This is a genomic window from Streptococcus sp. 20925_1_77 (assembly GCF_041432125.1).
Classification (GTDB): domain Bacteria; phylum Bacillota; class Bacilli; order Lactobacillales; family Streptococcaceae; genus Streptococcus.
This window is the reverse complement of the sequence record NZ_JAPVZB010000002.1, coordinates 81,701-106,433: the sequence shown is the minus strand read 5'-3', so window position 1 is coordinate 106,433 and position 24,733 is coordinate 81,701. Positions and strand designations below refer to the sequence as shown.

Genomic DNA, 24,733 nt, shown 5'->3' with positions numbered 1-24,733 from the left:
GCAAATCAAACAGATGACACATAGGACAGCTGTAAAAAAACCAAAGACACTTCGCTCCATTAGTCTAAATCCTTTCTCTTATAATAGTTAACCGTAAAATCATATGGGTTCTTCTCATCTTTTGGATGATGGACTTGATGGACTCTTTCATAGTGGCTCTCTTCAAATTTTGGTGCCAATGTATCTCCATCAATCGTTGCATGAATCATGGTCTGGATTAACTCTTCCAACTGGTCAGCGAAGAGCCTTAAAATCTTACTGCCTCCAATAATGTAAAGATTCTTCTCTTGGTTCTGATACCACTCTAAGACTTCTTCTTTGCTGTGCATGACGAGTACAGCATCATTTTCAGGATCGTAGGCTTGATCTTGCGTTAAGATAATGCTAGTCCGACCTGGTAGAACCCGTTTTTTCATACCATCAAAGGTCACTCTTCCCATGAGAATCGCTTGCCCCATGGTTGTTTCTTTGAAATGCTGAAGCTCAGCTGGCAGATACCAAGGCATCACTTGGTCCTTTCCAATAATGCCATTTTCAGTTTGAGCCCAGATACCAATTATCTTTTTCATTCTCTCATCCTTTACACTGATACTTCTATTTTATCAAATTTTCTTATAAAAGACTGATTTCAACTATCTAGTTTAGAGGATATTTTTTCAAATACAAACAGAAAAAACCGCGAGATTTTCGCGGTTTTTCTTAGCCACAAGTTAGCTTAGTCTTCTTTTTTGCGTTTTGCAAATCCGAATAATGAGAGACCTGCTAAAGCGCTAAAGATTGCAAGACCAGCAGTAGAAGATTCTTTTGTTCCTGTGTTTGGAAGTTGTGCAGTAGGATTTTGTGGATCGATATACTTCACTTCTTCTTTCGTTTCTGGAACGACAGGAATCATTGGTTCTTCTGGTTTTGGTTGTGGAGTAGGCTGTGGCTGTGGCTCTGGTGTCGGAGTTGGATCCGGCATTGGAGTTGGTGTCACAGTCTTCTTGTAGATATGTTGAGTGTTTCCATCTTTATCTACAACAGTCTTCACGAAGTCATAACCTGGGATATCCTTCTTCGGTTGTTCCCCATCTTCTGTTGGGTTACCTGGGATTGGGTCCCCATTTTCGTCTACATATGAAGTCGTAACTTTTTCATAGACGTGTTCTGTATCACCATTAGGCAATTTCTTCGTTTCAACAAAGCGGTAACCTGGAATTTCAACTTTTGGTTCTTCTCCATCAACTGTAGGGTATCCTGGGATTTCCTTACCTTCTTTATCAACAAATTTAGTGATTGGAAGGACAGTCGGTGTGTAAGTTGCAGAAGCTTTTGTTCCATTCACATCTTCACGAACCACTGTCACTGCTGGTGCAGTTCCTGTAAATTCAGGTTCTGGTTTGAAGGTTACTGTTCCGTCTGGTGCTACTGTGTAAGTACCAACTCCTGGAATAGTCTTAGTTGTTGAACCATCGTCAAATGTAGCTGGAACATCATCATTCATTGGAACACGGCTATCGCCTTCCTTGAATGTTGGTTTACCAGATTGTTCTTTACCTTTTGGTCCAATAGTTGTAGCTGGTTCTGCTGTTGGTGTTACCGGAGTTACAGTTGGTGTGTACTTAGCTGTAACTGGTGTACCGTTCTTGTCAACACGTTTAACAGTCACGCCTGTTCCTGTTCCTGTGAATGATTTTTCTGGTACGAAGGTAACTGTTCCATCTGGAGCTACTGTGTATGTTCCTTCACCTGGAATAGTCTTAGTTGTTGAACCATCTTCAAAGGTTGCTGGCACATCATCATCCATCGGTACATCTGGGTTACCTGGTGTGAATGTTGGTTTGCCTGTTTGTGTCTTACCTTGGATGTCTGTAGATGTTGCTGGCTCAGCAGTTGGTGTTACTGGTGTTACAGTTGGTGTGTACTTAGCTGTAACTGGTGTACCGTTCTTATCAACACGTTTCACGGTTACGCCTGTACCTGTTCCTGTGAATGATTTTTCTGGTACAAAGGTTACGGTTCCGTCTGGAGCAACTGTGTAAGTTCCTTCACCTGGAATGGTCTTCGTAGTTGAACCATCTTCAAAGGTTGCTGGCACATCATCATCCATTGGGATTGCAGGGTTACCAGGAGTGAAGGTCGGTGTACCTGTTTGTGTTTTACCTTGAATATCTGTAGATGTTGCAGGTTCAGCAGTTGGCACGACTGGAGTAATCTTAGGTGTGTAGGTTGTTTCTACAGCTGTTCCGTTAGCATCTTTAGCTTGAACCTTAACTGGAACGACTTCACCTGAGTAAGATTTATCTGTTGGTGTGAAGGTTACAACACCTGTTTCTTTATCAACGGTGAAGGTACCGATCACATCACCTGCTGGTGATTTCGCATCTACTGATGCTGCTGGTTGACCATTTTCATCAAGAAGAGTAATGGTATCCTTGTCGATTGGTGCAACTGGGTCACCTTCAGTGAAGGTCACAGTTCCAGTTTGAACCACACCTTGAGGGGCTTCTGATTCAGCTGGAGTCGCTGTTGGAGTTACTGGTGTCACAGTTGGTGTGTACTTAGCTGTAACTGGAGTACCGTTCTTATCGACACGTTTCACCGTTACGCCTGTACCTTCTCCTGTGAATGATTTCTCAGGAACAAATGTTACAGTTCCGTCTGGAGCTACTGTGTAAGTTCCTTCACCAGGAACGGTCTTCGTAGTTGAGCCATCTTCAAATGTTGCAGGTGTATCATCATCCATTGGAACATTTGGATTACCTGGTGTGAAGGTTGGTGTACCTGTTTGAGTTTGACCTTGTTTGTCAGTAGATGTTGTATCTTCTGCAGTTGGTGTTACTGGTGTTACGGTTGGTGTATAAGTTGCAGAAGCTTTTGTTCCGTTCTTATCTTCACGAACCACTGTTACAGCTGGTGCAGTTCCGACGAATGATTTTTCTGGTACAAATGTAACAGTACCGTCTGCTGCTACTGTGTAAGTACCAACACCGTCTACAGTCTTAGTCGTTGAGCCATCGTCAAATGTTGCTGGAACATCATCGTTCATTGGCACACGGCTGTCGCCTTCAGTGAATTCAGGTTTACCAGTTTGAGTCGCACCTTGGATATCTGTTGATTCAGCTGGTGTTGCAGTTGGTGTTACTGGTGTCACAGTTGGTGTGTACTTCGCTGTGATTTCAGTACCGTTCTTATCCACGCGTTTTACTGTTACGCCTGAAGCAGTTCCTGTGAATGATTTTTCTGGTACGAAGGTTACAGTTCCATCTGGAGAAACTGTGTAAGTTCCTTCGCCATCTACTGTTTTAGTGGTTGAACCATCTTCGAAGGTAGCTGGAGTATCTTCATCAATTGGAACATTTGGATTACCTTCTGTGAAGGTTGGTTTACCAGATTGTGTTTGACCTTGGATATCTGTCGATGTAGCATCTTCAGAAGTTGGAACAACCGGAGTAATCTTCGGTGTATAAGTTGTTTCAACTGTAGTTCCATTTGTATCAGCTGCTTGAACCTTAACTGGGACAACATCACCTGAGTATGATTTATCCGTTGGTGTGAAGGTCACAACACCTGTGTCTTTATCAACTGTGAAAGTACCAATTTCTTTACCTTCTGGTGACTTAGCAACTACAGAAGCTGCTGGTTGACCATTTTCATCAAGAAGAGTAATCGAATCCTTGTTAATTGGAGCTACTTCATCACCTTCAGTAAAGGTTACAGTTCCAGTTTGAACCAAACCTTGAGGTCCAGTAGATTCAGCTGGTGTTGCTGTTGGAGTTACTGGAGTTACGGTTGGTGTGTAAGTTGCAGAAGCTTTGGTTCCGTTCTTATCTTCACGAACAACCGTTACGGCTGGTGCTTTACCTGTGAATGATTTCTCAGGAACAAAGGTTACAGTACCGTCTGCTGCTACTGTGTAAGTACCAACGCCATCAACTGTCTTAGTCGTTGAGCCATCATCGAAGGTTGCTGGAACGTCATCGTTCATTGGCACACGGCTGTTGCCTTCAGTAAATTCAGGCTTACCTGTTTGAGTTTGACCTTGCTTACCAGTTGTTTCAGCTGGTTGAGCTGTCGGTGTTACTGGAGTTACAGTTGGTGTGTAAGTCGCGGAAGCTTTTGTTCCGTTCATGTCTTCACGAACAACTGTTACCGCTGGAGCAGTTCCAGTAAATGATTTCTCAGGTACAAAGGTTACCGTTCCGTCTGCTGCTACTGTGTATGTACCAACTCCGTCAACTTTCTTAGTTGTTGAACCATCATCAAATGTTGCTGGAACATCATCGTTCATTGGCACACGGCTGTCGCCTTCAGTAAATACAGGCTTACCAGTTTGTGTAGCACCTTGGATATCAGTTGTTTCAGCTGGTGTCGCTGTCGGTGTGACAGGAGTTACAGTTGGTGTGTAGGTTGCAGAAGCTTTGGTTCCGTTCTTATCTTCACGAACAACGGTTACGGCTGGTGCTTTACCTGTGAATGATTTCTCAGGGACAAAGGTTACAGTTCCGTCTGCTGCTACTGTGTAAGTACCAACGCCGTCGACAGTCTTGGTAGTTGAGCCATCATCAAATGTTGCTGGAACATCTTCATTGATTTCTACTGTTTTCTCAACGCCATCAACCGTTACAGTTCCACCCTTGAATTCAGGCTTACCTTTTTGAGTAGCACCTTGGATATCTGTAGTTTCAGCTGGTGTTGCTTCAGGTGTTACTGGCAATACTGTTGGTGTGTAAGTTGCAGAAGCTTTGGTCCCGTTCTTATCTTCACGAACAACCGTCACTGCTGGAGCAGTTCCGACGAATGATTTTTCTGGTACAAATGTAACAGTACCGTCTGCTGCTACTGTGTAAGTACCAACGCCACCTACTGTCTTGGTAGTTGAACCATCGTCGAAAGTAGCTGGAACAGCTTCATTAATCGCTACTGTTTTCTCAACGCCATCAACCGTTACAGTTCCACCCTTGAATTCAGGTTTACCTGTTTGAGTAGCACCTTGGATATCTGTTGTTTCAGCTGGTGTTGCTGTTGGGGTTACTGGAACGATTTCTGGTGTGTAAGTTGTATCCACCTTGATTCCGTTTGAGCTTTCAGCTTGAACCTTGGCTGGTGTGACTGCACCAGTGTATGATTTATCAGTCGGTGTGAAAGTTACTTGACCAGTGGCTGAATCAATTGAGTAAGTACCAATTTCAGTTGTACCATCAGCGGCATAAGCTGGTGTCGATGAAACTTCGTTACCATCTTTATCTAGCAATGTGTAGCTATTGTCTTTAATGGTAATAGCTTTATCTTCACCATTTACTTGAACAGTTGTTCCTGCAAAGGTTGGTGTACCGGTTTGAGTTGCACCTTGGATATCTTTTGAAGTTGCAGGGTTTGCAGTTGGAACTGCTGGCACAACAGTTGGTGTATAGGTCGCATCTGAAGTAATGGTTGCAGTCTTACCATTAGCATTTGTAATAGTAGCAGTTGCCTGAACAGTTACTCCTTTTGCAGTACCAACAAAGTCTTTTTCTGGCGTAAATGTTACTGCTCCAGTTGTTGGGTCGATAGTATAGCTACCTTCACCTGCTACTGTCACTGTTGTTTCATCAGTTGGTTGACCAGTTGCTGGATCCACCAATTTCTTGCTTGTGATTTCAGCAGTCTTGTCGCTACTCAAATCAAAGGTTGGTGTTTGGGTTTGAGGAACGTTTTGAACATCCGTAGAAACTTTGTCTGTTGGAGTGATGGTAATTGGAGTTACAGTTGGAGTGTACTTAGCTGTAGCTGTCTTAATGTACTCCTCTTGAACCTTACCATTTTTATTGCGTCCAACTGGCGCTGACAATGTAACATCCACACCTTTGGCTGTACCAGTAAAGCTTGGTTCTGGAGTGAAGGTTACTTCACCTGTTGTAGGATTAATTGTGTATGTTCCTTCGCCTTCAACTGTTACAGATGACGCATCCGTAGTAAGACCTGTAGCTGGGTCTACCAACTTAGCAGGATATTCTGCGCTTGGAGTGATTGCAATCTTGTCCCCATTTGAGTTAGTCGCAGTTGTGTTAAAGGTCGGAGTTTCTTTTTGAGTTGCACCTTGAACATCAGTTGAAGTTTTGTCAACACCTTCGATTTCAATCGGAGTAACTGTTGGGATGTAAAGACCATCCATGGTATTCAACTGACCATCAATGTTTGGTTCTTGGTCTGGGAATTTGGTTGACCAACCAGTATCGTAACCGTTGTTATCTGAACGACGGATAGAAATACCATCAGCTGTTCCTAGGAAGTTATCTTCTGGGATAAACTCAACGTCTACATCTTTACCGTTGGCAGTAATCTTGTACTTCCCTTGACCTGGGACAACATAGTAACCATCTGCATCAAGAGTTGCGCGGTTGCCATCTTTGTCAACGATGTATGGTTCTACTGTCTCGTCGATAACTGCCTTAGAGTTAGGTTCATACTTGTGCTCTCCACGTGCTGTAAAGGTTACAGTTGCTGTTTGTTTAGTAGCTTGAGGACCAGAAGTTTCCTTGAATTCCCCTTTTGGTGGGTGGGTGATTTGAGTTTTGAAGTCTTCTACTTCCCCTGAGAAGGCCATACCAGTTGGGTTTTCAATCTCAGTAGCTTTCTTAGCAATCCGGACACGAGCACCTAGTTCATTAACGCTAGGGTCGACGTAAGTCTTGCTGTTTGCAAAGGTCAACTCAACAGTGCCATCTTGTGTGATTGTAGCGAGATTTGAGCGTTCATCCTCGTCGAATTTACCATTTTGGTTAAAGTCTACCCAACCATAGATATGTGCTTCTGAAGCTCCATCCAAATGGGCTTGAACTGACATTTTGTAGTTACCTGGGCGTGTACGATCCATCTTGATCATCTCATTGGTTGTCCCTTTGAGTTCATCCGGAAGCAATTGGTTAATTCCTTCATCGGCCGTAGTTGCCTTATCATCACCGAACCAGTCGAGAGTCGTATTCTCATCCATATCTGGGCTCACGTTACCAAGATACGGTTGATTTACTTTAGCTCCAGTAACACCGTCAACAGTTGCAATGGTATGGACTGCTTTACCATATGACTCAGGAGCATCCCCTTCATCAAGTGGGAAGAACCCTAGCATAGCAGACTGTTTACCACCCGAAGCGATGTAAAGTCCCACTTCAGAGGCACCACGCGTCATAACAAGGGGAACAGAGGAAACGCCTGCAGAAATATTTGGCCCAAAGACACCAGTCCCAAGACCACCAGTTACTTGGTCAGGGTTTCCAAAATACTTCCAAGCAACTGGTTTCTTATCTGGGCCAACTAAAGTAGACCCGCGAAGTTGGTTAAGGTTAATTCCGTAGAATGATTTACCATTAATAGTAGTAGTAGGGTTAGGGCCAAAAAGATTATCCGTATCTTGTATCATGTACGGTACACTATCTCTTTTATAATCTTTTTTCCATTCTCCAAGATGTTGCCAACCTTGTCCGTTGGTAGTGAACATAACAAATTCACCAGGGTTGGCAGACTCTCCATCAGCCATTACAATAGCCGGTTTAACAACTTTACCACGGAAGGTGGCAGAAATTTCAAATTGCACACCAATATTTCCACCATTTATCGCTGAAGCAATGGTTGTCTTCTTGGCTTTGGTATCAATTCCTTCATGTTTAACTTCGGTATAACCATTTTGAGGCTCTGCGGTAATCATGGCCTCATCACCGTTATTGAAATGTAACTTAGAAGTAGGTGAACTTGAATTATTGACAAAACCGTTTCGAGCATTTGGATCATAGGTTGCTTTTTCTGCGTCAGTAGCTCCTTGGCTTTCTAGTCGCTTCTTATAGATTTCAGTTGCTTGGAAGGGTTTCAAAGACTTAACTTTGATGGTCACCACATATCCAGGCATGATTTCCTTAGTATAGGTAGCTCCAACTTGAAGAGCCATTTTCTCTTGTAAGTTTTCAGTTGGTTTAGTTTCGGCGGCAGGTACTAATGTCGTAGTGGTTCCTGTCCAGTTGGCTACATCTCCAAAGTCCAACCATGTAATCTGGCTAGTCAAAGATTTTGCGTCAAGGTCTGTTGTATATCCTGGTTTTTCAACCTTTGGAGTTGAAGTTGCATCGACAACGTCATCCCCGATTAAGCTTGGATCATTGGCATCGCCGAGAGCACGACGAGTACGACGGCGAGAAGTGTTGGCTGTCTCTTCCGTTACGACTGTATTGTTTGCTGTTACACCTTGTCCAGCTGAAAGAGTTGGTGTTTCTTTTTTATCTGCACTTGTTGCAGCTGCTTCTACTGCCTTGTTTGCTGGTGTAGTTGCTTCTAATTTTGGTGTTGCAGCAGTTGATGTTTTCGGTGCAGTTGAGGCTGCAGACGCTGCTGTGCTTGTGCTACTTGCTTCACTAGTTGAAGCAGGTGCTGTTGATGTTGCTGCAGCAGTTGAAGTCTCTGGTGCAGTGATTGCTGCGTTTGCATCATAAGTCGATGTCGTTGCAGCTGTTGATGTTGCTGAAGTTGCTGTAGCTGTTGACGCTTCAGGCGCTTCTGACGCTGTTGCAACTGCTGCTACACTTTCACTTGTCGTATCTGTCTTTTCTTCTGCGGCTGCACTTGCAGCTGTCCCAACCATGACAAGTGTTCCTAAAAGTACTGAGCAAACACCCACATTCAGTTTACGAATTGAGAATCTGCTAATACGATCATTAAATAAGTCTTTCCCCATCTAATGGACCTCCATATTTATCTATAAATTAACATTCTTTTTAAAATTGTTTAGTTTTTACAAACCTTATCTATTTTAACAAAACCCGAACGATATTCAAAATATTTTGACTCAAAAATGAGTAAAAATTTTTAGCTGAAATTGTTTTAATTCTGAAAGGATTTCACCCATAGATCAGGGCATCAAAAAACCTTGATTTATCACTAAATCGCAAGATCAAACTTCAACTGTGGCTTCACTGGATCATAATCGACCAACTCAAAATCTTCTGGTTTGATGTCAAAGAAATTGGTTCCATCTGGTACATTCAAAACCAAGTGCGGCTGACAATCTGAAGGCTCCCGACGGAGTAACTCTTCAGCCTGTTCAAATTGATTATCATAAATATGAAGGTTATTAATGAAGTAAAAGAACTTTCCGACCTTCCAGCCAAAATGCTTGGCAATCATCATCTGAAGAGCAACATATTGCATGGCATTGATATGGTGGGCCACCAACATATCATTCGAACGCTGGGTCAGGGTCGCATCTAGATAGATTTCCCCATCCACGCGCCGCACGTCAAACATGGTTTGAAATGCACATGGCAAGAGTCCGTCGGTCTCCTCAAAGGCATCATAATCCCAAAGCGAGATAATGTTGCGGCGATTCCAAGGATTGGCTTCTAATTGTTTGAGGATTTTATTGGTAATGTCATGCTTTTTGACCACAGCACCATAGCGTTGACCAATAGTACGACTATCCCCTACTTCCCAGTCATTCCAGTAGTGGACATTGTACTTGTCTTCTAACAGGTCTAAGCTATTCGACTGATCCTGGTAGATCCAGAGCATCTCTTTGATGGCTGATTTAATCGCGATGGGACGAAGGGTCGTGATAGGAAACTCGCCTTTTGAGAGATCAAACTCCATAAAGGCTCCCGTGATGTACTTGGAGTTGGCCGTTCTACCATCCTTGTATTTAGGTCGGGCCTGTTCAGACCAAACACCTTCTTCCATGATTTTCCGAATATACTCTTTAAAAATGGTATCTGCTTTTGTCATATCTCCTCCTTTAATCTACTATTGCTTTCATTATATCACAGGATAAAGAAAAAAGGAGAGGCAAATCTCCTTTTAATCTTATTGTAATACTAGAGATGCGGCACCGATGACACCCGCATCATTTCCCAAAGTAGCAAGCGCCAATTGAGTAGATTCACGTACTTGTGGGAATGAGTTTTCTTCAAAGACCTTGCGCACACCATCCAAGAGGAAGTCTCCAGCAGCAGATACCCCACCACCGATAACGATCTTAGACGGGTTCAAGGTTGAACCAATATTGGCTGCAGCAAGTCCAAGGTAACGTGAGAAGTTCTTGTAGACGATCAAAGCAAGAGCATCGCCTTCTTTTGCCAGGTCAAAGACCGTTTTAGCCGTTACTTCTTCTCCGTTGTCGATCAAGACTTTCAATTGAGAGTCCCCTTCGTACTCATCGGCATAACGACGAGTCAAGTTGACGATACCAGTTGCTGAGGCAACCGTTTCAAGACAGCCTTTTTTACCACAGGTACATTGGATTGGATCATCAAAGTCAACCGTGATGTGACCAAGCTCACCAGCAGCTCCACGTACACCATGCAAGAGACGACCTTCAGCGACGATACCACCGCCGACACCTGTACCAAGTGTCATGAATACGACATCTGGTTGGTTTTCACCAGCCCCTTTCCAACGTTCACCCAAAGCAGCAACGTTGGCATCGTTATCAATGAAGAATGGAATATGAAGGGCACTTTCAATCTTTTCTTTAACTGGTTGAAGGGTCTTCCAGTTCAAGTTGTAGGCCCCGATAACTGTACCTTTTTCACGGTCAACAACACCAGGCGATCCCATTCCGATTCCTTGGAATTCAGAAGCATCAAGTTCAAGCATCTTCAAACGATGCGCGATTGATTCGATCATATCGTCGACGATATGGCTACCTTCATCCAAAATATTTGTTTTAATAGACCATTTTTCTTGAACTTCCCCATCTAAAGTGAGGATAGCAAACTTGATGGAAGTTCCTCCAAGGTCAATCCCAATAATTTTTTTAGACATCTATTACTCCTTTCAACCTGTAAACACTTACAGATCTATTATATCAGACTTTTTATCAAACGCAAAGGTTTGCACGTAATTTTTCTTAACTTTTTAACAAGAGACTGAAGGATTGAAGTCCTAGAAGCAGGAAAATCAAACCAATAATATTCAGGAGAATGACACTGATTGATAACGGACTGACAATTAAGAACAAGCCGATAAAGAGTTGCACCAAGGCAAAGAAAATATAGCGCTTGGAAAGCTCTTCAATCTTCTTGGAATAGAAGTTAGCTTTTCGGAAATTTAAAACGGAGCGATAAATCAGCCAAATCCCTAAGGTAACTGGGAAGACAATCGGTAAGGTCTTGTAGCCATATAGTAGCAAGTAAACCGCGAACACTAAGGCAACCATACTGTGAAAGAGCTGTTGCTGCTGAATGATACCAGCCTGGCGCAATCGGTAATAGCGTGAAAAACGCGAAAGGGAAATTAAAAAGAAGCCACAAGAAATCAACCAGCTAAATGAGCCGATGTGCTCAATCGGATTGATAAACAAGACGATACCGATAATGGTAAAAATAGTGGCTGAAATCCCAAGGGATATCCGGTTCAATTGATTCATAGGGCCTCCTTATTCATCTAAGTCGCTCAGGTATTCATAGCGATCGTACTTTTCAAGCAATCGCTCATTTTCCTGATCCAATTCCTTTTGAAGGGCTGACAATTTGCCAAAGTCAGAGCCGTTTTCATTCATCTCCACTTCAATCTCTGCGATCCGATTTTCAATGGCTTCGATATCTGCTTCAATACTCGCCCACTCTTGCTTTTCCATATAGCTCATGCGCTTCTTCTCTTCTTTTGGCTTGACAGGTTTCTCTTTTTCAACCTTGTGACTGGCCGTTACTTGAGCTGCTTCAAAAGCTTCTTCATCCAGGTAATCCGTATAATTGCCAAAGAACTCCCGAATGCCCCCGTTTTCAAAAGCCAGGATCTTACTTGCAACCTTGTCTAGGAAATAGCGGTCGTGGCTAACGGTAATAACGGGACCTCCAAAGTTTTGAAGGAAGTTTTCCAAAACTGTCAGGGTAGCGATATCCAAGTCATTGGTCGGCTCATCGAGGAGAAGCACATTTGGTTTTTCAATCAAGAGTTTTAAGAGAAAGAGCCGCTTCTTCTCACCACCGGAGAGTTTTTCGATCAAGGTTCCGTGCATGGAACGTGGGAAGAGAAATTGCTCCAAGAGATCTGCAATTGATGTCGTCCCAACGGTCGTCTTCACTTCCTCAGCAACTTCCTGGAGGAAATTAATCACGCGCTTGCTTTCATCCAACCCATCAATCTGTTGAGAGAAATAAGCCACCCGCACAGTTTCCCCAATAATCACTTGCCCTGACTGAGGCTGGAGTCGCTCGGCGATCAGATTGAGTAGGGTCGATTTACCGACACCATTATCCCCGACGATCCCGATGCGATCCTTATTTTGCACTAAGAGGTTAAAGTCTTGTAAAATCGGCTTATTTTCAAAAGCAAAACTCACATTCTTAAACTCGATAACTTTCTTTCCGATCCGGCTGGTTTCAAAGTTCATCTCTAGATCCGTCTGGTTGCTTTGACCAGACAAGTCTTGTTTAAGATCATGGAAACGATTGATCCGCGCCTGTTGCTTGGTCGCACGCGCCTGGGGTTGCCTCCGCATCCAGGTCAACTCCTGCTTATAGAGTTGCTGCTTCTTGTGAAGAAGGGCTGCATCACGCTCATCTTGCTCAGCCTTTAAGCAGACATAATCCTGGTAATTGCCTTGATACTCAATCAAACTACCTCGATCCAACTCAAAGATCCGTGTTGAAATATTATCTAAGAAATAACGATCGTGGGTAATGAAGAGCACGGTTTTCTTAGAGTTCTTCAAGAAATTGGTCAGCCATTCGATGGTATCAATATCTAGGTGGTTGGTCGGCTCATCTAACAAGAGCAGGTCGTGGTGAGACAGCAAAACTTGGGCCAGCTGTACCCGTCGACGCAAGCCTCCAGATAGATCCCCAACTTTTGCATTCAAGTCTTCAATCCCAAGTTTTGAAAGGACTGTCTTGACCTGACTTTCTATTTCCCAAGCATTGAGTGAATCCATCTCCGCCATCACCTTTTCAAGCCGTGCTTGGTTCTCTTCTCTGTAATCCGCCATCAAGAATTCATAATCACGAATCAGCTGCATTTCACGCAAATCACTGGACAATACTGTATCAAGAACTGTCTTATGATCATCAAAGTCTGGCTCCTGCGTCAAGTAACCAATCGTATAATCACTCTTGGCAGAAAAAGGACTCACATCTCCATCAAAGCCAGAGCGACCAGACAACACATCTAACAGCGTGGTTTTTCCAGTCCCATTGACCCCGATCAGTCCGATCCGATCCAAGTCATGAATGATAAAGGAAATCTCACGAAAGACGGTCTTATCTCCGACAGATTTGGTTAATTTATCGACAATAAAATCGCTCATTTTTCCTCCTTTTTTGCTTGCTGGATATAGGCAATGATGGCTTCTTTTTCATTGGCCAGCTCCCCATCGACAATGGCGTATTCGATCTTTGTCAAAATTTCTCCCAAGGCTGGACCAGGTTGAAAGCCGTATTCTTTGATCAGCATGCCACCATTGACCACCACTTCGTGCTTATCATGAATAGTCAAGCTATCATAGACACGCTCAATCGCTAGGTAATCGACGCTTAATTCAGAAGCCTCACGTAATTCTTCCGCTAGTAGCAACAAGCGCTTTTCATACTTGTAACATGTACGCTTGTCTAGACTTCCTTTTTCTCTAAGCTTAAGAATCTCCACGATCTGCTCCACCGTCTTGGCAAAGTCTCTTGAGGTCTTCCATTTTTTAAAGAATTTTGGAATGTCTTGAATGTCTAGTGCTAAAACCAGAGCAGCCCAAGCTTGCTCAGAAGTTGAAAAGGTAAATTCAAGCTCTATGTCGAACAAACGCTCAAGTGCTTCTTTGCGATCCTTCATTTCTGGTAGATAGTGAAAGGCTTCGCTTGCAAGCATGGCCTCCAAGCCTTGTCTCCAGTATGGAGAAAGTAAGAGCTTATCAAACTCGATGAAAGTGCGCTCAACAGAGATCTTCTCTAACAAAGGAGCACACTCCTTCATAGCATCAAAGGTTGCGTCTTCTAATTCAAAGCCAAGACTGGCTTGAAAACGAAAGCCTCGCATGATGCGGAGCGCATCTTCATGAAAGCGTTCATGAGGAAGCCCAACCGCCCGAAGAACCTTGTTTTCTAAATCTGCTAACCCCTGAAAGAGATCGACAATTTCTCCCTTTTCATTTAAGGCAAAGGCATTGACGGTGAAATCGCGGCGCTTCAGGTCTTCTTCTAGTGAGCGGACAAAAGACACGGAGCTTGGACGGCGATAATCGACATAGACATCCTCCGTCCGGAAGGTCGTAATTTCATATTCTTGGCCATTTTCAAGAACCAAGACGGTCCCGTGTTCGATACCGATATCTACTGTTCGATCAAAAATCGCCTTGGTTTCCTCTGGATAAGAGGAGGAAGCGATATCGACATCGTGAATCGGACGATCCAAGAGAGCATCTCGGACAGATCCTCCCACAAAATAGGCCTCAAACCCAGCTGCTTTAATCTTCTCTAATATTGGTAAAGCCTCCTGAAACTCAGAAGGCATCTTTTTTAATCTCATAGTAAGTGTTCCAAACCATAGACAAGCTCATGACGCTTGACAACTTCTTTAATCCCTAGATTTACTCCTGTCATGAAGGAAACACGATCATAGGAATCATGACGGAGAGTCAAGCCTTCACCTTGGCTACCAAAAATCACCTCTTGGTGAGCCACTAGGCCAGGCAATCGAACCGAATGGATGCGCATCCCTTCAAAATCTGCCCCTCTTGCTCCAGGCATCAACTCTTCTTCATCTGCTGCACCTTGCTGGATTTTCTCGCGCTTCTCAGAGATCAGCTCAGCTGTCTTAATCGCTGTTCCACTCGGTGCATCTTTCTTCTTATCATGGTGCAATTCGATGATTTCCACATTTGGGAAATACTTGGCAGCTTGCGCTGCAAATTGCATCAAGAGCACAGCTCCAATAGCAAAGTTCGGAGCAATCAAGCCACCTAAATCCTTTTCACGCGAAAGCTCTGTCAAATCCTGAATCTGCTCAGGCGTAAAGCCAGTTGTCCCTACAACAGGAGCAAAGCCATTTTCAATTGCAAAGCGAGTATTCTCGTAAGCAACCTTTGGCATGGTAAAGTCCACCCAAACATCTGCTTCAAGACCCACGACATCTTCTTTGCGGTTAAAGACAGGGACTCCTGCGACGTCAGTCTCATCTGTGAATGGATCGATCAAGCCAGCTAATTCTAGCTCAGGATCTTCAGAAACCATCTGGTAGGCTGCTTGTCCCATTCTTCCCTTGAAACCTGCGATAATGACTTTAATTGACATAGAATTCTCCTTAAACGATAGGGATATACCCAACTGCTAAGCTATGGTCACCTAAGTGCGTCCCAATCACGCCTCCAAAGGTGGCAAAAGGAATTTCTCCCTCTACCCCTTCAGCCACCAACATCTGACGAAGCGCTTCGGCTTTTTCAGGTACATTAGCATGGATGATAAAGACTTGGTAATGCCCTCCGGTGAGTCCTTCATCAACGATTTCCACCAAACGTTTTATGGCTTTCTTTTCCGTACGGACTTTTTCAAAAACTTCGATGACACCTTGGTCATTAAAGTGAAGGATCGGCTTGATACTCAAGAGATTGCCAATGATGGCAGCGCCATTTGACAGGCGTCCCCCCTTGACCAAGTGATTCAAATCATCGACCATAATATAGGCAGTGGTCCCATCAATCTGGTGTTGGACATTGGCCACAATCTCATCAAACAAACGACCTTCACCAGCCCATTTCAAGCAATCTTCTACCATCATTCCTAATGGAGCGCTAGTGATTTTTGAGTCAGGAAATTCGACGGTCAAGCCTTCAAATTCGTCCTTCAAATATTGGATATTTTGGTAGAATCCAGAGATGCCTGATGACAAGAAGAGACCAAGAGCATGCGTATAACCTTTAGCTGTCAAACCAGATAAGAGTTCTTCTAACGCTGCCACACTCGGTTGGCTAGTCTTTGGTAATTCCTTAGACGCAGCCATCTTTTGATAGAACTCGTCGTGTGTCAGATTCTTCCCTTCCACATAGGATTCTCCATCGATATAGATCGGAATGTCTAAAATAAATAAGTCGTCGTGATGGAGAAGGTGCTGCGGTAAATAGGCAGACGAATCCGTAATCACTGCTAATTTCATTGATTAAAACTCCAAATTAATACCCGGTAAATCAAGGGCAATTTCTGTAACTTCATAAGTCAAACGGTTGAGCATATCCAAGCAAGGACGAGCCAATTCTTCCACTTCATCTTTGCTGAATTCGCTTGGTTCATTGACATAACGACCAAACAAGTGGTTAATTTGAGTGATGGTTCCACTGATCACAAAGCCGTCAAATACAATCATGTAGCTCAAAATCACAATCAAAGAAGTCGTGTTTTGTTCTTGATCACGATTGATTAATTGAAAGTTTACATCTACTTTTGTTTCGGGAATGCCATTTTCTTTTTCCCACTCAAAATTACGAGCGTCATAGTGGTATTGGCTGACAAATTCTTTTTCACGTTGAATATCCATTTTTATTCTCCTAAAAATATGCGTTAGGCTTATTATATCATAATTCAGCTCAAGATACCAATGTAGAATGAGGTGAATTTTTCGCTAGTACAAGAAGAAAAGGCCGGGGAAGACCGACCATTCTTTAGACAGAGGATAACTAATTCTGTTCTACCAAAACCTTACGTTGCTTGGTTAGCTCATTGTCCTTTTCTACATTATAATAAGCTTCAAATTCTTCTTTGGTATTAACTTGATGAACCTGTTCATCTTTACTCAATTCTGACGGAATTGTAATTCCTTCATAAAGATTGGTATTAGCGGGAACGAAGAGTTGGTACAGCTCAATAAACTGTTGGACATTTCCGTAAACAGTATCATAGTCTAGTTTGGAATCAATCAGAATATAAAACTGAGAGTCCTTTTTACTTAATAATTGATAGGCTTTTGGATCTGTTGTCCTTAGTACACTATTCTTTAATGTATTCATTCTAAAAGATAGCATATTTTGATTTGTAATATCAACACCAGTAGTTGTACTAATATTATCCGTAGATTCTGAAATTCTATCTTTTAATTTACCTAAATCAACAAAAATATCTTGACGATTATTCCTTTGAACTTTTGTTTCTTCCCAATCAATTTTCATTGTCTCTAGATTTAGCCAAAGATATTTACTAATAGTTTTTTCTTCAGTAGTTAGATAAGATTTGATAGGTAGATAATTTTTCCCATCTTTTTCTACAATCGCTTCAATTTCTGCTGGCTTATAAGTCTTATTATATTTTTTTACAAAACGATAAAGGTCTAGATCTTCTTTTTTTAAGGTGTGATTTTGTATTTTATAGATTGAAAGTTTGAAATAACCTTCAGAATCATCTTTTGGAAAAGACATTGTTGGTATATTCTTTAATCTTTTTATATTCTGACGAATAATATAGTGTTCATTAGATGCCCCATGTACACCTAAACGATTCTCACTTACATCAGGATTGTACTTACTAAAAAGTTTATCTTCTTCAGGAGTCAGTGACTTCCAATGAACTGCAACACCCTCACCATCCTCCAAAAATTTATAAGAATCGATTTCCCATTTACCAGTGTAGTAATCGTAATTCTCATACTTCTCGCGTTCCTGTTTGGCTTTTTCTTGTTTCTGGTGGTATTGATAGGTAAAAAGTCCAAAAACAGCGACTGCAATTGCTAAAACTAACGAAGCAGCAATAATTATTTTCTTTTTCATTTATCTTTTTTCCATCTCTATTATAAATCTAATAAATTGCTAAAAATTTTTAGAAGGCTACTCGTCAAAAAGTTTTCCTTCTACACGAAGTGGACTACCGCTACCAATTCCTTCGATTAAATCTTTCTCGCCGTTTTTACCGTCCTTTAAATAGACCAAAACACTCCAACTTGAATTTTGGATATGATTAAATCCTCCATAGACCATAACAATTTCGCCACCTCCTTGTGGCGTACCATTTCCTATCTCATCCCATTTCGTTTCATCCCAAGCAATCTGGACAGATTCAACTTTAGGATTTAACGATTTTACAAAATCTTCGATTTCCTTCCTGTGCTTCTTTACATCTTCTAACTGTTGTTCCTTACGACTGAATTTCTTTGTTGTATGGCTATTAGTAGAAAATAAGTTTGGATATTGAGAACTGATGATTGCTAGTCCTGATATGGCAATTACTGTTATTCCCAAAATGAGAACTTTCTTCTTTTTTCTCATTATTCCTCCAAGAAAAATTGCTTTCTACTATCATATCGAAATCTATAGAGATAAGCAACTTCATCACTAGTTGGTGTTTTTGCGCAACAAAAAAGGGAGTGTGAAAGAACTCTGACGAATTAAAAGAGTTCGTATTCCCACCCCCGCACAGTTGATTAGGTCATCTTTGGAGCTTGTATAGTGAACAAAGATGCCAATCAACCACTGCGTCATATATTTATTTCTATCAGACTTCAAAGGCTGGACGATTTTTGCCCAGCCTCTTTTAGATAGAATTAGTTTTTAGGTTTGCGAAGTAATCCGAACAAGATACCACTTACGACTGCACCGATCAATACGAACACGATGTATAGAAGCGGATTTGATGTAAGGGCGATAACGAAGATTCCTCCGTGAGGAGCCATCAGTTTCAAGCCTGCAAGACCAACAAGGGCACCTGTCAAAGCAGAACCTGCGATGAAGCTTGGGATGGCACGAGCTGGGTCAGCTGCACCGAATGGAATGGCACCTTCTGTGATGAAGGAAAGACCCATGATAATGTTTGTCAAACCTGAGTTGCGTTCTTCTTCAGTAAATTTGTCTTTGAACAAGACAGTTGCTACAAAGACTGCCAATGGAGGAACCATACCAGCTGCCATAACGGCCGCCATAACGGTTGAACCACCACTAGTAAGTGCGGAAGCTGTTAACGTACTTGTACCGAATACATAAGCTGCTTTGTTGACTGGCCCACCCATATCGACAGCCATCATACCACCAACAAGAAGACCAAGAAGAACTGCCGAGCTACCTGACAAGCTAGTCAAGAAGTTGTTCAAAGAGGTATTGATCGCTGACATTGGGATGTTGATGAGGAACATCAAGAATCCTGTCAAACCAACACCAAGTAAAGGCAAGAGAAGGATCGAGCGGATACCGTCGAGTGAGCGTGGAAGGCCTGCAAGGGCTTTGCGAAGCACGAGAACGACTCCACCTGCAAGGAAACCACCTACCAAAGCTCCAAGGAAACCAGATGATACAGCTGCTGGTAATTCACCTTTAGCAGCACCAAAAGCGATGTTCCCAAATGCTGTACCTGAGCTAGCAATAGCTCCAGCAACGAAACCTGCTACAAAACCAGGTTTTTCAGCGATGGAGAATCCGATGTAACCTGCAAGTACTGGAAGCATGAAGCCAAAGGCTGCACCACCGATTGTTTTAAATTGAGCTGCTAATTCATGGTATGAACCAAGTTGAGACAATTGATCTTGAGGCACCCCAAGGATTTGGTCGATCAAGAAGGCAAGGGCGATCAAGATACCACCACCGATAACGAATGGAAGCATTTGAGAAACCCCACTCATCAGGTGTTTGTAGAAAGCTCCACCTAAGCTCAATTTTTCTTGGCTAGTGCTAGCTTGTGCAGCATTTTCAGCGTGGAAGACATCTGCTTTGCCGTCCAAGATGGTTTGGATCAATTCTTCTGTTTGACGGATACCGGCTGCGACTGGTTTAGAGATCAATTTTTTGCCATCGAAACGAGCGGTTTCAACTGCTTTATCTGCTGCAATGATGACCCCTTCAGCTTTGGCGATTTCTTCAGCTGTCAAGCGGTTGCCGACACCAGATGCCCCGTTGGTTTCAACGCGGACCGTAACGCCCATTTCTTCCCCTTTTTTGATGAGGGCTTCTTCTGCCATGTAAGTGTGGGCGATACCTGTTGTACATGCTGTAACGGCAACGATGAGAGGTTTGTCAGATGAAGTTGCTTCTTTGACTGCTTCTGCTTTTTTCGCTTCTTCAGCGGCAGCTTCTTGCTCTTCTGCATCAAAGGCTGCGATCACTTGATCAGGAGTGCTTGCTTGGCGAAGTTTGTCTGCAAAGCCTGGTTTCATCAAGTACTTAGACAATTCAGCAAGGGCTGCCAAGTGAGTATCGTTTGCTCCTTCTGGAGCAGCGATCATGAAGAACAAGTCAGTCGGTTGCCCATCAAGTGAGGCGTAGTCAACACCTTTGTTTGATTTTGCAAACAAGACCGTTGCTTCTTTGACAGCTTCATTTTTGCTGTGCGGCATAGCAATTCCGTCACCCAAACCAGTTGAAGTTTGTGCTTCACGGTTCATAATCCCAGCTTTGAAAGTTTCAAAATCTGTCACCACACCATTGTCAACGAGCGATTGGATCATCTCATTGATCACGCCTTCTTTATCTGTTGCTTGAAGATCAAACAACATCACGTTTTTATTTAAAACGTCTTGAATTTTCATAGTTTTTCTACCTCTACTTTTTCATAAGTTTCTTTAATATAGTCAGCTGTCGCCAAATCATCTGAGAAGGTGGTCGCTGTGCCACAAGCCACGCCCCATTTGAAGGCTTCGATAACATCTCCCGTCGTTGCGAGCTTCCCTGTGAAGCCTGCTACCATGGAATCCCCAGCCCCAACAGAATTCTTCACTTGCCCTTTGATTGGTTTTGCGAAGTAAGTACCGCTTGGACTGACAAGGAGAGCACCATCACCTGCCATGGAAATAATGACGTTTTGTGCACCTTTGGCCAAAATTTCTTTGGCATAGCGTTCGATTTCTGGCAATTCCGTCAAGGTCACGCCAAAAATATCTCCCAACTCATGGTTGTTTGGTTTAACCAATTGCGGATTAAACTCCAAGGAATCAATCAAAGTTTGCCCTTCAAAGTCGCAAACGACTTGTGCACCTGTCGCACGAGTTGCTGCGATCAATTGTTTGTAAACAGCATTTCCAAGTGAAGATGGGGCAGATCCTGCAAAGACTACCACATCATCTGCTGTTAAGCTTGATAGGATGCTGAGTAATTCTTGCAACTGCGCTTCTGTCACTTCTGGACCGTTCCCGTTGATCTCTGTTTCTTGATCAGCTTTGATCTTGACATTGATCCGGGTATCCTGATCCACTGTCACAAAGTTGGTGGAAATGTCTTCGCTGGTCAGTACGTCTTCAATGAAACGTCCGGTGAAACCACCGATAAATCCAGTCGCTGTGTTCTCGATATCGAGACGCTTCAAAACACGACTGACATTGATCCCTTTACCACCGGCGAATTTATCTTCCGAAGCCATCCGATTGACCGCTCCGGTCTCTACATGATCGAGACGGACAATGTAGTCAATGGCTGGATTCAGTGTTACTGTATAAATCAAACCTCTATAACCTCCGTTTTTTCTTTTAAAACCTTTAATCGTTGCGGTTCACATTGATTGGTGATAATCATGGCTCGCTTGATCGGAGCCACTTTGACAAAGGATGTCACTCCAATTTTTGAATCATCCGCTAGGATATAGGTTTTTTTTGCATTTTCGATAATCGCACGCTTGACAGATCCTTCTTCCAGGTCTGGAGTGCTGTAAAATTCATCATCGATTCCATTCATTCCAAGAAAGGCCTTGTCAAAATTCAACTGACCGATTTGATTGAGCGCGATCCCTCCGATACTAGCATCTGTAGAAGATTTTACCTTCCCACCGATGATGACCGTCGGAACATTTCGCTCGACCAACTTGGTCGCATGGTGAATCGAATTGGTCACCACAGTTACCGTTGGATTGACAATTTCTTGTACCAAGAGTTCATTGGTCGTCCCAGCATCGATAAAGATCACATCATGATCTTTGATCAACTCCGCTGCTTTTACCGCAATTTTTGACTTAACTTGAATGTTTTTGATAGATTTTTCTTTATTACTTTCTTCCTCTTGAAGAAAATGCAGGCTTTCCGCACCGCCGTGAACCCGGCGGAGTTTGCTTTCAGCTTCTAGCTCATCCAAGTCTCGACGAACGGTTGATTCAGACGTTCCCAGCTCTTGCACAAGGGTTTCTAAGGAAACAAACTTTTCCTTTAATACCTTTTCGAGGATAAATTGTTTTCGTTCAGACTTGAGCATTACTCCTCCTTTTGCAATCGATTACAAAAACCATTATACTCTTTCTTCAAAAAATGTCAACAATTTTTTATCATTTTCTGTCACTTTCTTTCAAAAATTTCAAAAGTGTATAAAAAAAGCAGGAAAGAACTCATTTTGTTAAAAGAGTTCTTGTCCCACCCTCATAAATTTCCTTTAAAGATTTTAAGCAATAAAGTGTCTAAGTATCCACTCTATTCTCAGTATGTCTTAATCATTATTTGAAGATTGTTTCTTTTTCTTGAAACCAAACAATCCGGCAAGTAGTCCAACGACTACACCTGTTGTTGCTGCTGCATATTTGGAAGAATCTGCACTTGCCACAGCTTGGCTGTTTTCTTTTTTGGGTTTGATTTCTTCTACTTTGGCTTCTTGTTTTGGAGCTGGAGTAGCTTTTGGTGCTTGCACTTGCGGACTATTGGTACCTGTTGGAAGAACTGTTGGTCTATCCGAAAAAGTGGTTGGATTGCTTGAGCGGATATCCATTGGCATATCTGCTGCTTCTAAAATAGCTGGATCCATTCGTGACGCTAGATCTTCATATTGAGAATTCAACAGTTCCACGACACTGTGATAAGATTGAAGAGTAGTGAATTCGGCTTCTAATTTTTCTTTTTTATTTTCTAAATTAGCCACCGCAGCTGATAAAACTGATTGGGCTTTGACCAATAATTCTGGAGCATTTTTAAAGTCAGAAAGACGTTTTTCAGCAGCAACCAAGCGTTCTTGCGCTGCCTTCAAGCCCTCATGCGCTTCTTGAACGACTTGGGCTTTTTCTGCTTCTTCTGCTTTTAAAAGATCTAATTTCTCACGCGCAGCTGCTAACAAATCTTTCGCTTTTTGAAGCGCTGCTTCTTTTGGTTGGATCGCTGCTTCAATCCGACCTCGAGATACATCAAGAGTCGCTTTTGCTTTTTCAACTGCATGATCCTTGCTGACAAGAAGAATTTTGTAGTTTTGGATGGTCTTTTGGACATTGGCCATCTCTACTTCTACATTTGAATTAGTATGGCGGGCATCTTCTAATTTGCCTTGCAAGATAATGATTTGGGACTCTTGATTGGCCTTGTCCAGCTTGAGGTTAGCGACTTCATCAGATTTTGCTTTGACATCTGATCTTGTCGTTGTAGCACCAGCTCCCTGACGCAATTGGTAAGCAAGTGCATTGGTTGACACTGCTGAGGTAACTGGACTGTGTAAGAAAGCCGCTTCTGACATGGCATTACTTGGGTCATAAGCCACTGATAAAGCCGTTGCTTTGTTGTCCACCATTTGGAGGTAATGACCAACCTTGGCAAAGGCCTCAGCCCCAATCTTCATATAGATGTCATTAGCATCGATTTGTGTTTCGTCTGTCGGTAGACCATATTGAGTTGCTACTTCTTGGTAAGCCGCTTTTTCATTGTACCAAAAGTCTACTGCACCAGCAGGTGAGAAACCATAAGCAATGTTTTCGTTTGGCAAATACTTAAACATATGCCAGTTAGCCTTTTTGAAGTATTCTAACTGAACTTGACTGGCAGGAAGGGAATAAGGATCCAGCTCCAATTCAGGCAAACCTGCATTGCGACGATAGCTATTAATGGCATCCGCAATTTCAAGAGCTCGAAGATTAGCTTGCAAGGATCCAGACTCTCCAACCGTCAAGCCGTCTTCTTCACGACCACGCTTGTAAAGGGCTAAAGCACTTGCTGCAGCTTCATTGCCATTGTCAGACAAGTGTTGCAAGTAGCCTTCGTAGGTTGCTTGGCTCAGTTGAACTGGGCTATTAGCCGCTGCTTGTTCCAAGGCTGCCAACTCCGCTTCTTTTGTCGCAATGACCGCCTTCAAGTCTGTGAGTCGCGTTTGGGCGAGTTGAATATCACTCTCAATTTGAGCGACTGTGTCAGACCCATTCTGCTGACTCGCTTGCAAGGTTGCCAGATAATTCTGAGATTCTCGAATACTTTGCTCGACTTGACTTTGCTCCACCAAGGCTTGGTTTAGCACATTCTCATCATTAGAAATCGGTGCTTTGGCTTGGTTCAATTCATTTTGTGCTACATCGACCAAAGATTCCTGAGCTGTAACCTGATTTTCCTGTTGACGAACAGCCTCTACAACTTGATCATGTGCAGCTTCCGCCTCTCGAACCTTATTTTCTTCGATGGTCACATAGGCTTGCGCCACCTTGACATCATTTTCTGCATTCTGAACTTGTGCATTTGAAGTCGTTGCGATGAGGTTTTCCGCCTCTGTCACTTCAGCTTTCTTTTCTTCCAACTCTTGACCAGCCGCCCTAACATCCGTCTGAGCATCGATCACTTTTTGCTCTTGGTAGTGGACATCTTTCACCACTTGCCCTTTTTGAGCTGTAATTTGCTTCAACTCATCGACTGTAATTGGTTTTTCGACTACTTCCGTACTGTTGGTTTCTGCATTTTCATTTTGCTTCACTTCTTCCGCACTAGCCTTATGATGAAACATTCCAGACAATACCGTTGTCGCCGCAACTCCTGTCGTAAAAACCGATTTTCCTAATTTCTTTCCCATTAAACTCACCCCCAAAACTGAATCATTTTCTTGAAGTTTCTCTACCCCTTAGCATACCACATTTTGTTACCAATAACTAGTAGGTTTAAAAAGTTTTTTTCATAAAATTTTGGGGCAAAA

General features: G+C 42.8%; 16 protein-coding genes. All 16 read right to left on the bottom strand.

Going from position 1 to position 24,733, the window contains the following annotated elements; all coding sequences use genetic code 11:
• Positions 1-59 precede the first annotated feature (59 nt).
• The 16 genes from O3626_RS01820 to O3626_RS01745 all read right to left on the bottom strand — a co-directional run bounded on the left by O3626_RS01820 (position 60) and on the right by O3626_RS01745 (position 24,613).
• Positions 60-569 (bottom strand): dihydrofolate reductase, encoded by a 510-nt coding sequence (locus O3626_RS01820; RefSeq protein ID WP_371494901.1) that lies wholly within the window; start codon positions 567-569, stop codon positions 60-62.
• A gap of 146 nt (positions 570-715) precedes the next feature.
• Positions 716-8,680: a CshA/CshB family fibrillar adhesin-related protein gene (locus O3626_RS01815; RefSeq protein WP_371494900.1), complete on the bottom strand. Its 7,965-nt coding sequence runs from the start codon at positions 8,678-8,680 to the stop codon at positions 716-718.
• Positions 8,681-8,883: 203 nt separating this feature from the next.
• Complete coding sequence (locus O3626_RS01810) at positions 8,884-9,723, bottom strand: thymidylate synthase (RefSeq protein ID WP_045759489.1); 840 nt, start codon at positions 9,721-9,723, stop codon at positions 8,884-8,886.
• Between the two features lie 78 nt (positions 9,724-9,801).
• Complete coding sequence (locus O3626_RS01805; protein WP_021153285.1) at positions 9,802-10,761, bottom strand: ROK family glucokinase; 960 nt, start codon at positions 10,759-10,761, stop codon at positions 9,802-9,804.
• Between the two features lie 85 nt (positions 10,762-10,846).
• Positions 10,847-11,365 (bottom strand): hypothetical protein, encoded by a 519-nt coding sequence (locus tag O3626_RS01800; protein ID WP_371494897.1) that lies wholly within the window; start codon positions 11,363-11,365, stop codon positions 10,847-10,849.
• A gap of 9 nt (positions 11,366-11,374) precedes the next feature.
• A complete protein-coding gene (locus tag O3626_RS01795; protein WP_371494895.1) occupies positions 11,375-13,243 on the bottom strand; it encodes an ABC-F family ATP-binding cassette domain-containing protein in 1,869 nt (622 codons plus the stop codon).
• A complete protein-coding gene (locus tag O3626_RS01790; protein ID WP_371494893.1) occupies positions 13,240-14,451 on the bottom strand; it encodes a CCA tRNA nucleotidyltransferase in 1,212 nt (403 codons plus the stop codon). Before O3626_RS01790 ends, O3626_RS01795 begins: the two co-directional genes overlap by 4 nt.
• Entirely contained in the window at positions 14,448-15,215 is a 768-nt protein-coding gene (gene dapB, locus O3626_RS01785) for a 4-hydroxy-tetrahydrodipicolinate reductase (RefSeq protein ID WP_150906162.1), read from the bottom strand. The genes O3626_RS01790 and dapB overlap by 4 nt, the downstream gene beginning before the upstream one ends.
• A gap of 10 nt (positions 15,216-15,225) precedes the next feature.
• A complete protein-coding gene (locus O3626_RS01780; protein ID WP_049496229.1) occupies positions 15,226-16,074 on the bottom strand; it encodes a DegV family protein in 849 nt (282 codons plus the stop codon).
• A 3-nt stretch (positions 16,075-16,077) separates the two neighbouring features.
• A complete protein-coding gene (locus O3626_RS01775) occupies positions 16,078-16,452 on the bottom strand; it encodes a DUF1149 family protein (RefSeq protein ID WP_155171936.1) in 375 nt (124 codons plus the stop codon).
• Positions 16,453-16,591: 139 nt separating this feature from the next.
• Positions 16,592-17,674, bottom strand: coding sequence for a hypothetical protein (locus O3626_RS01770; RefSeq protein WP_371494890.1), 1,083 nt, complete (start codon positions 17,672-17,674; stop codon positions 16,592-16,594).
• 57 nt (positions 17,675-17,731) lie between these two features.
• Positions 17,732-18,169, bottom strand: a complete 438-nt coding sequence (locus tag O3626_RS01765; protein ID WP_371494888.1) for a hypothetical protein — start codon at positions 18,167-18,169, stop codon at positions 17,732-17,734.
• 275 nt (positions 18,170-18,444) lie between these two features.
• Complete coding sequence (locus tag O3626_RS01760) at positions 18,445-20,415, bottom strand: fructose-specific PTS transporter subunit EIIC (RefSeq protein ID WP_371494886.1); 1,971 nt, start codon at positions 20,413-20,415, stop codon at positions 18,445-18,447.
• Positions 20,412-21,323, bottom strand: coding sequence for a 1-phosphofructokinase (pfkB, locus tag O3626_RS01755; protein ID WP_371494884.1), 912 nt, complete (start codon positions 21,321-21,323; stop codon positions 20,412-20,414). Before pfkB ends, O3626_RS01760 begins: the two co-directional genes overlap by 4 nt.
• On the bottom strand, positions 21,320-22,063 hold the full coding sequence (locus O3626_RS01750) for a DeoR/GlpR family DNA-binding transcription regulator (protein WP_003001800.1): 744 nt from the start codon (positions 22,061-22,063) through the stop codon (positions 21,320-21,322). Before O3626_RS01750 ends, pfkB begins: the two co-directional genes overlap by 4 nt.
• Positions 22,064-22,291: 228 nt before the next feature.
• Complete coding sequence (locus O3626_RS01745) at positions 22,292-24,613, bottom strand: CAP domain-containing protein (protein WP_371494882.1); 2,322 nt, start codon at positions 24,611-24,613, stop codon at positions 22,292-22,294.
• Positions 24,614-24,733: the final 120 nt, after the last annotated feature.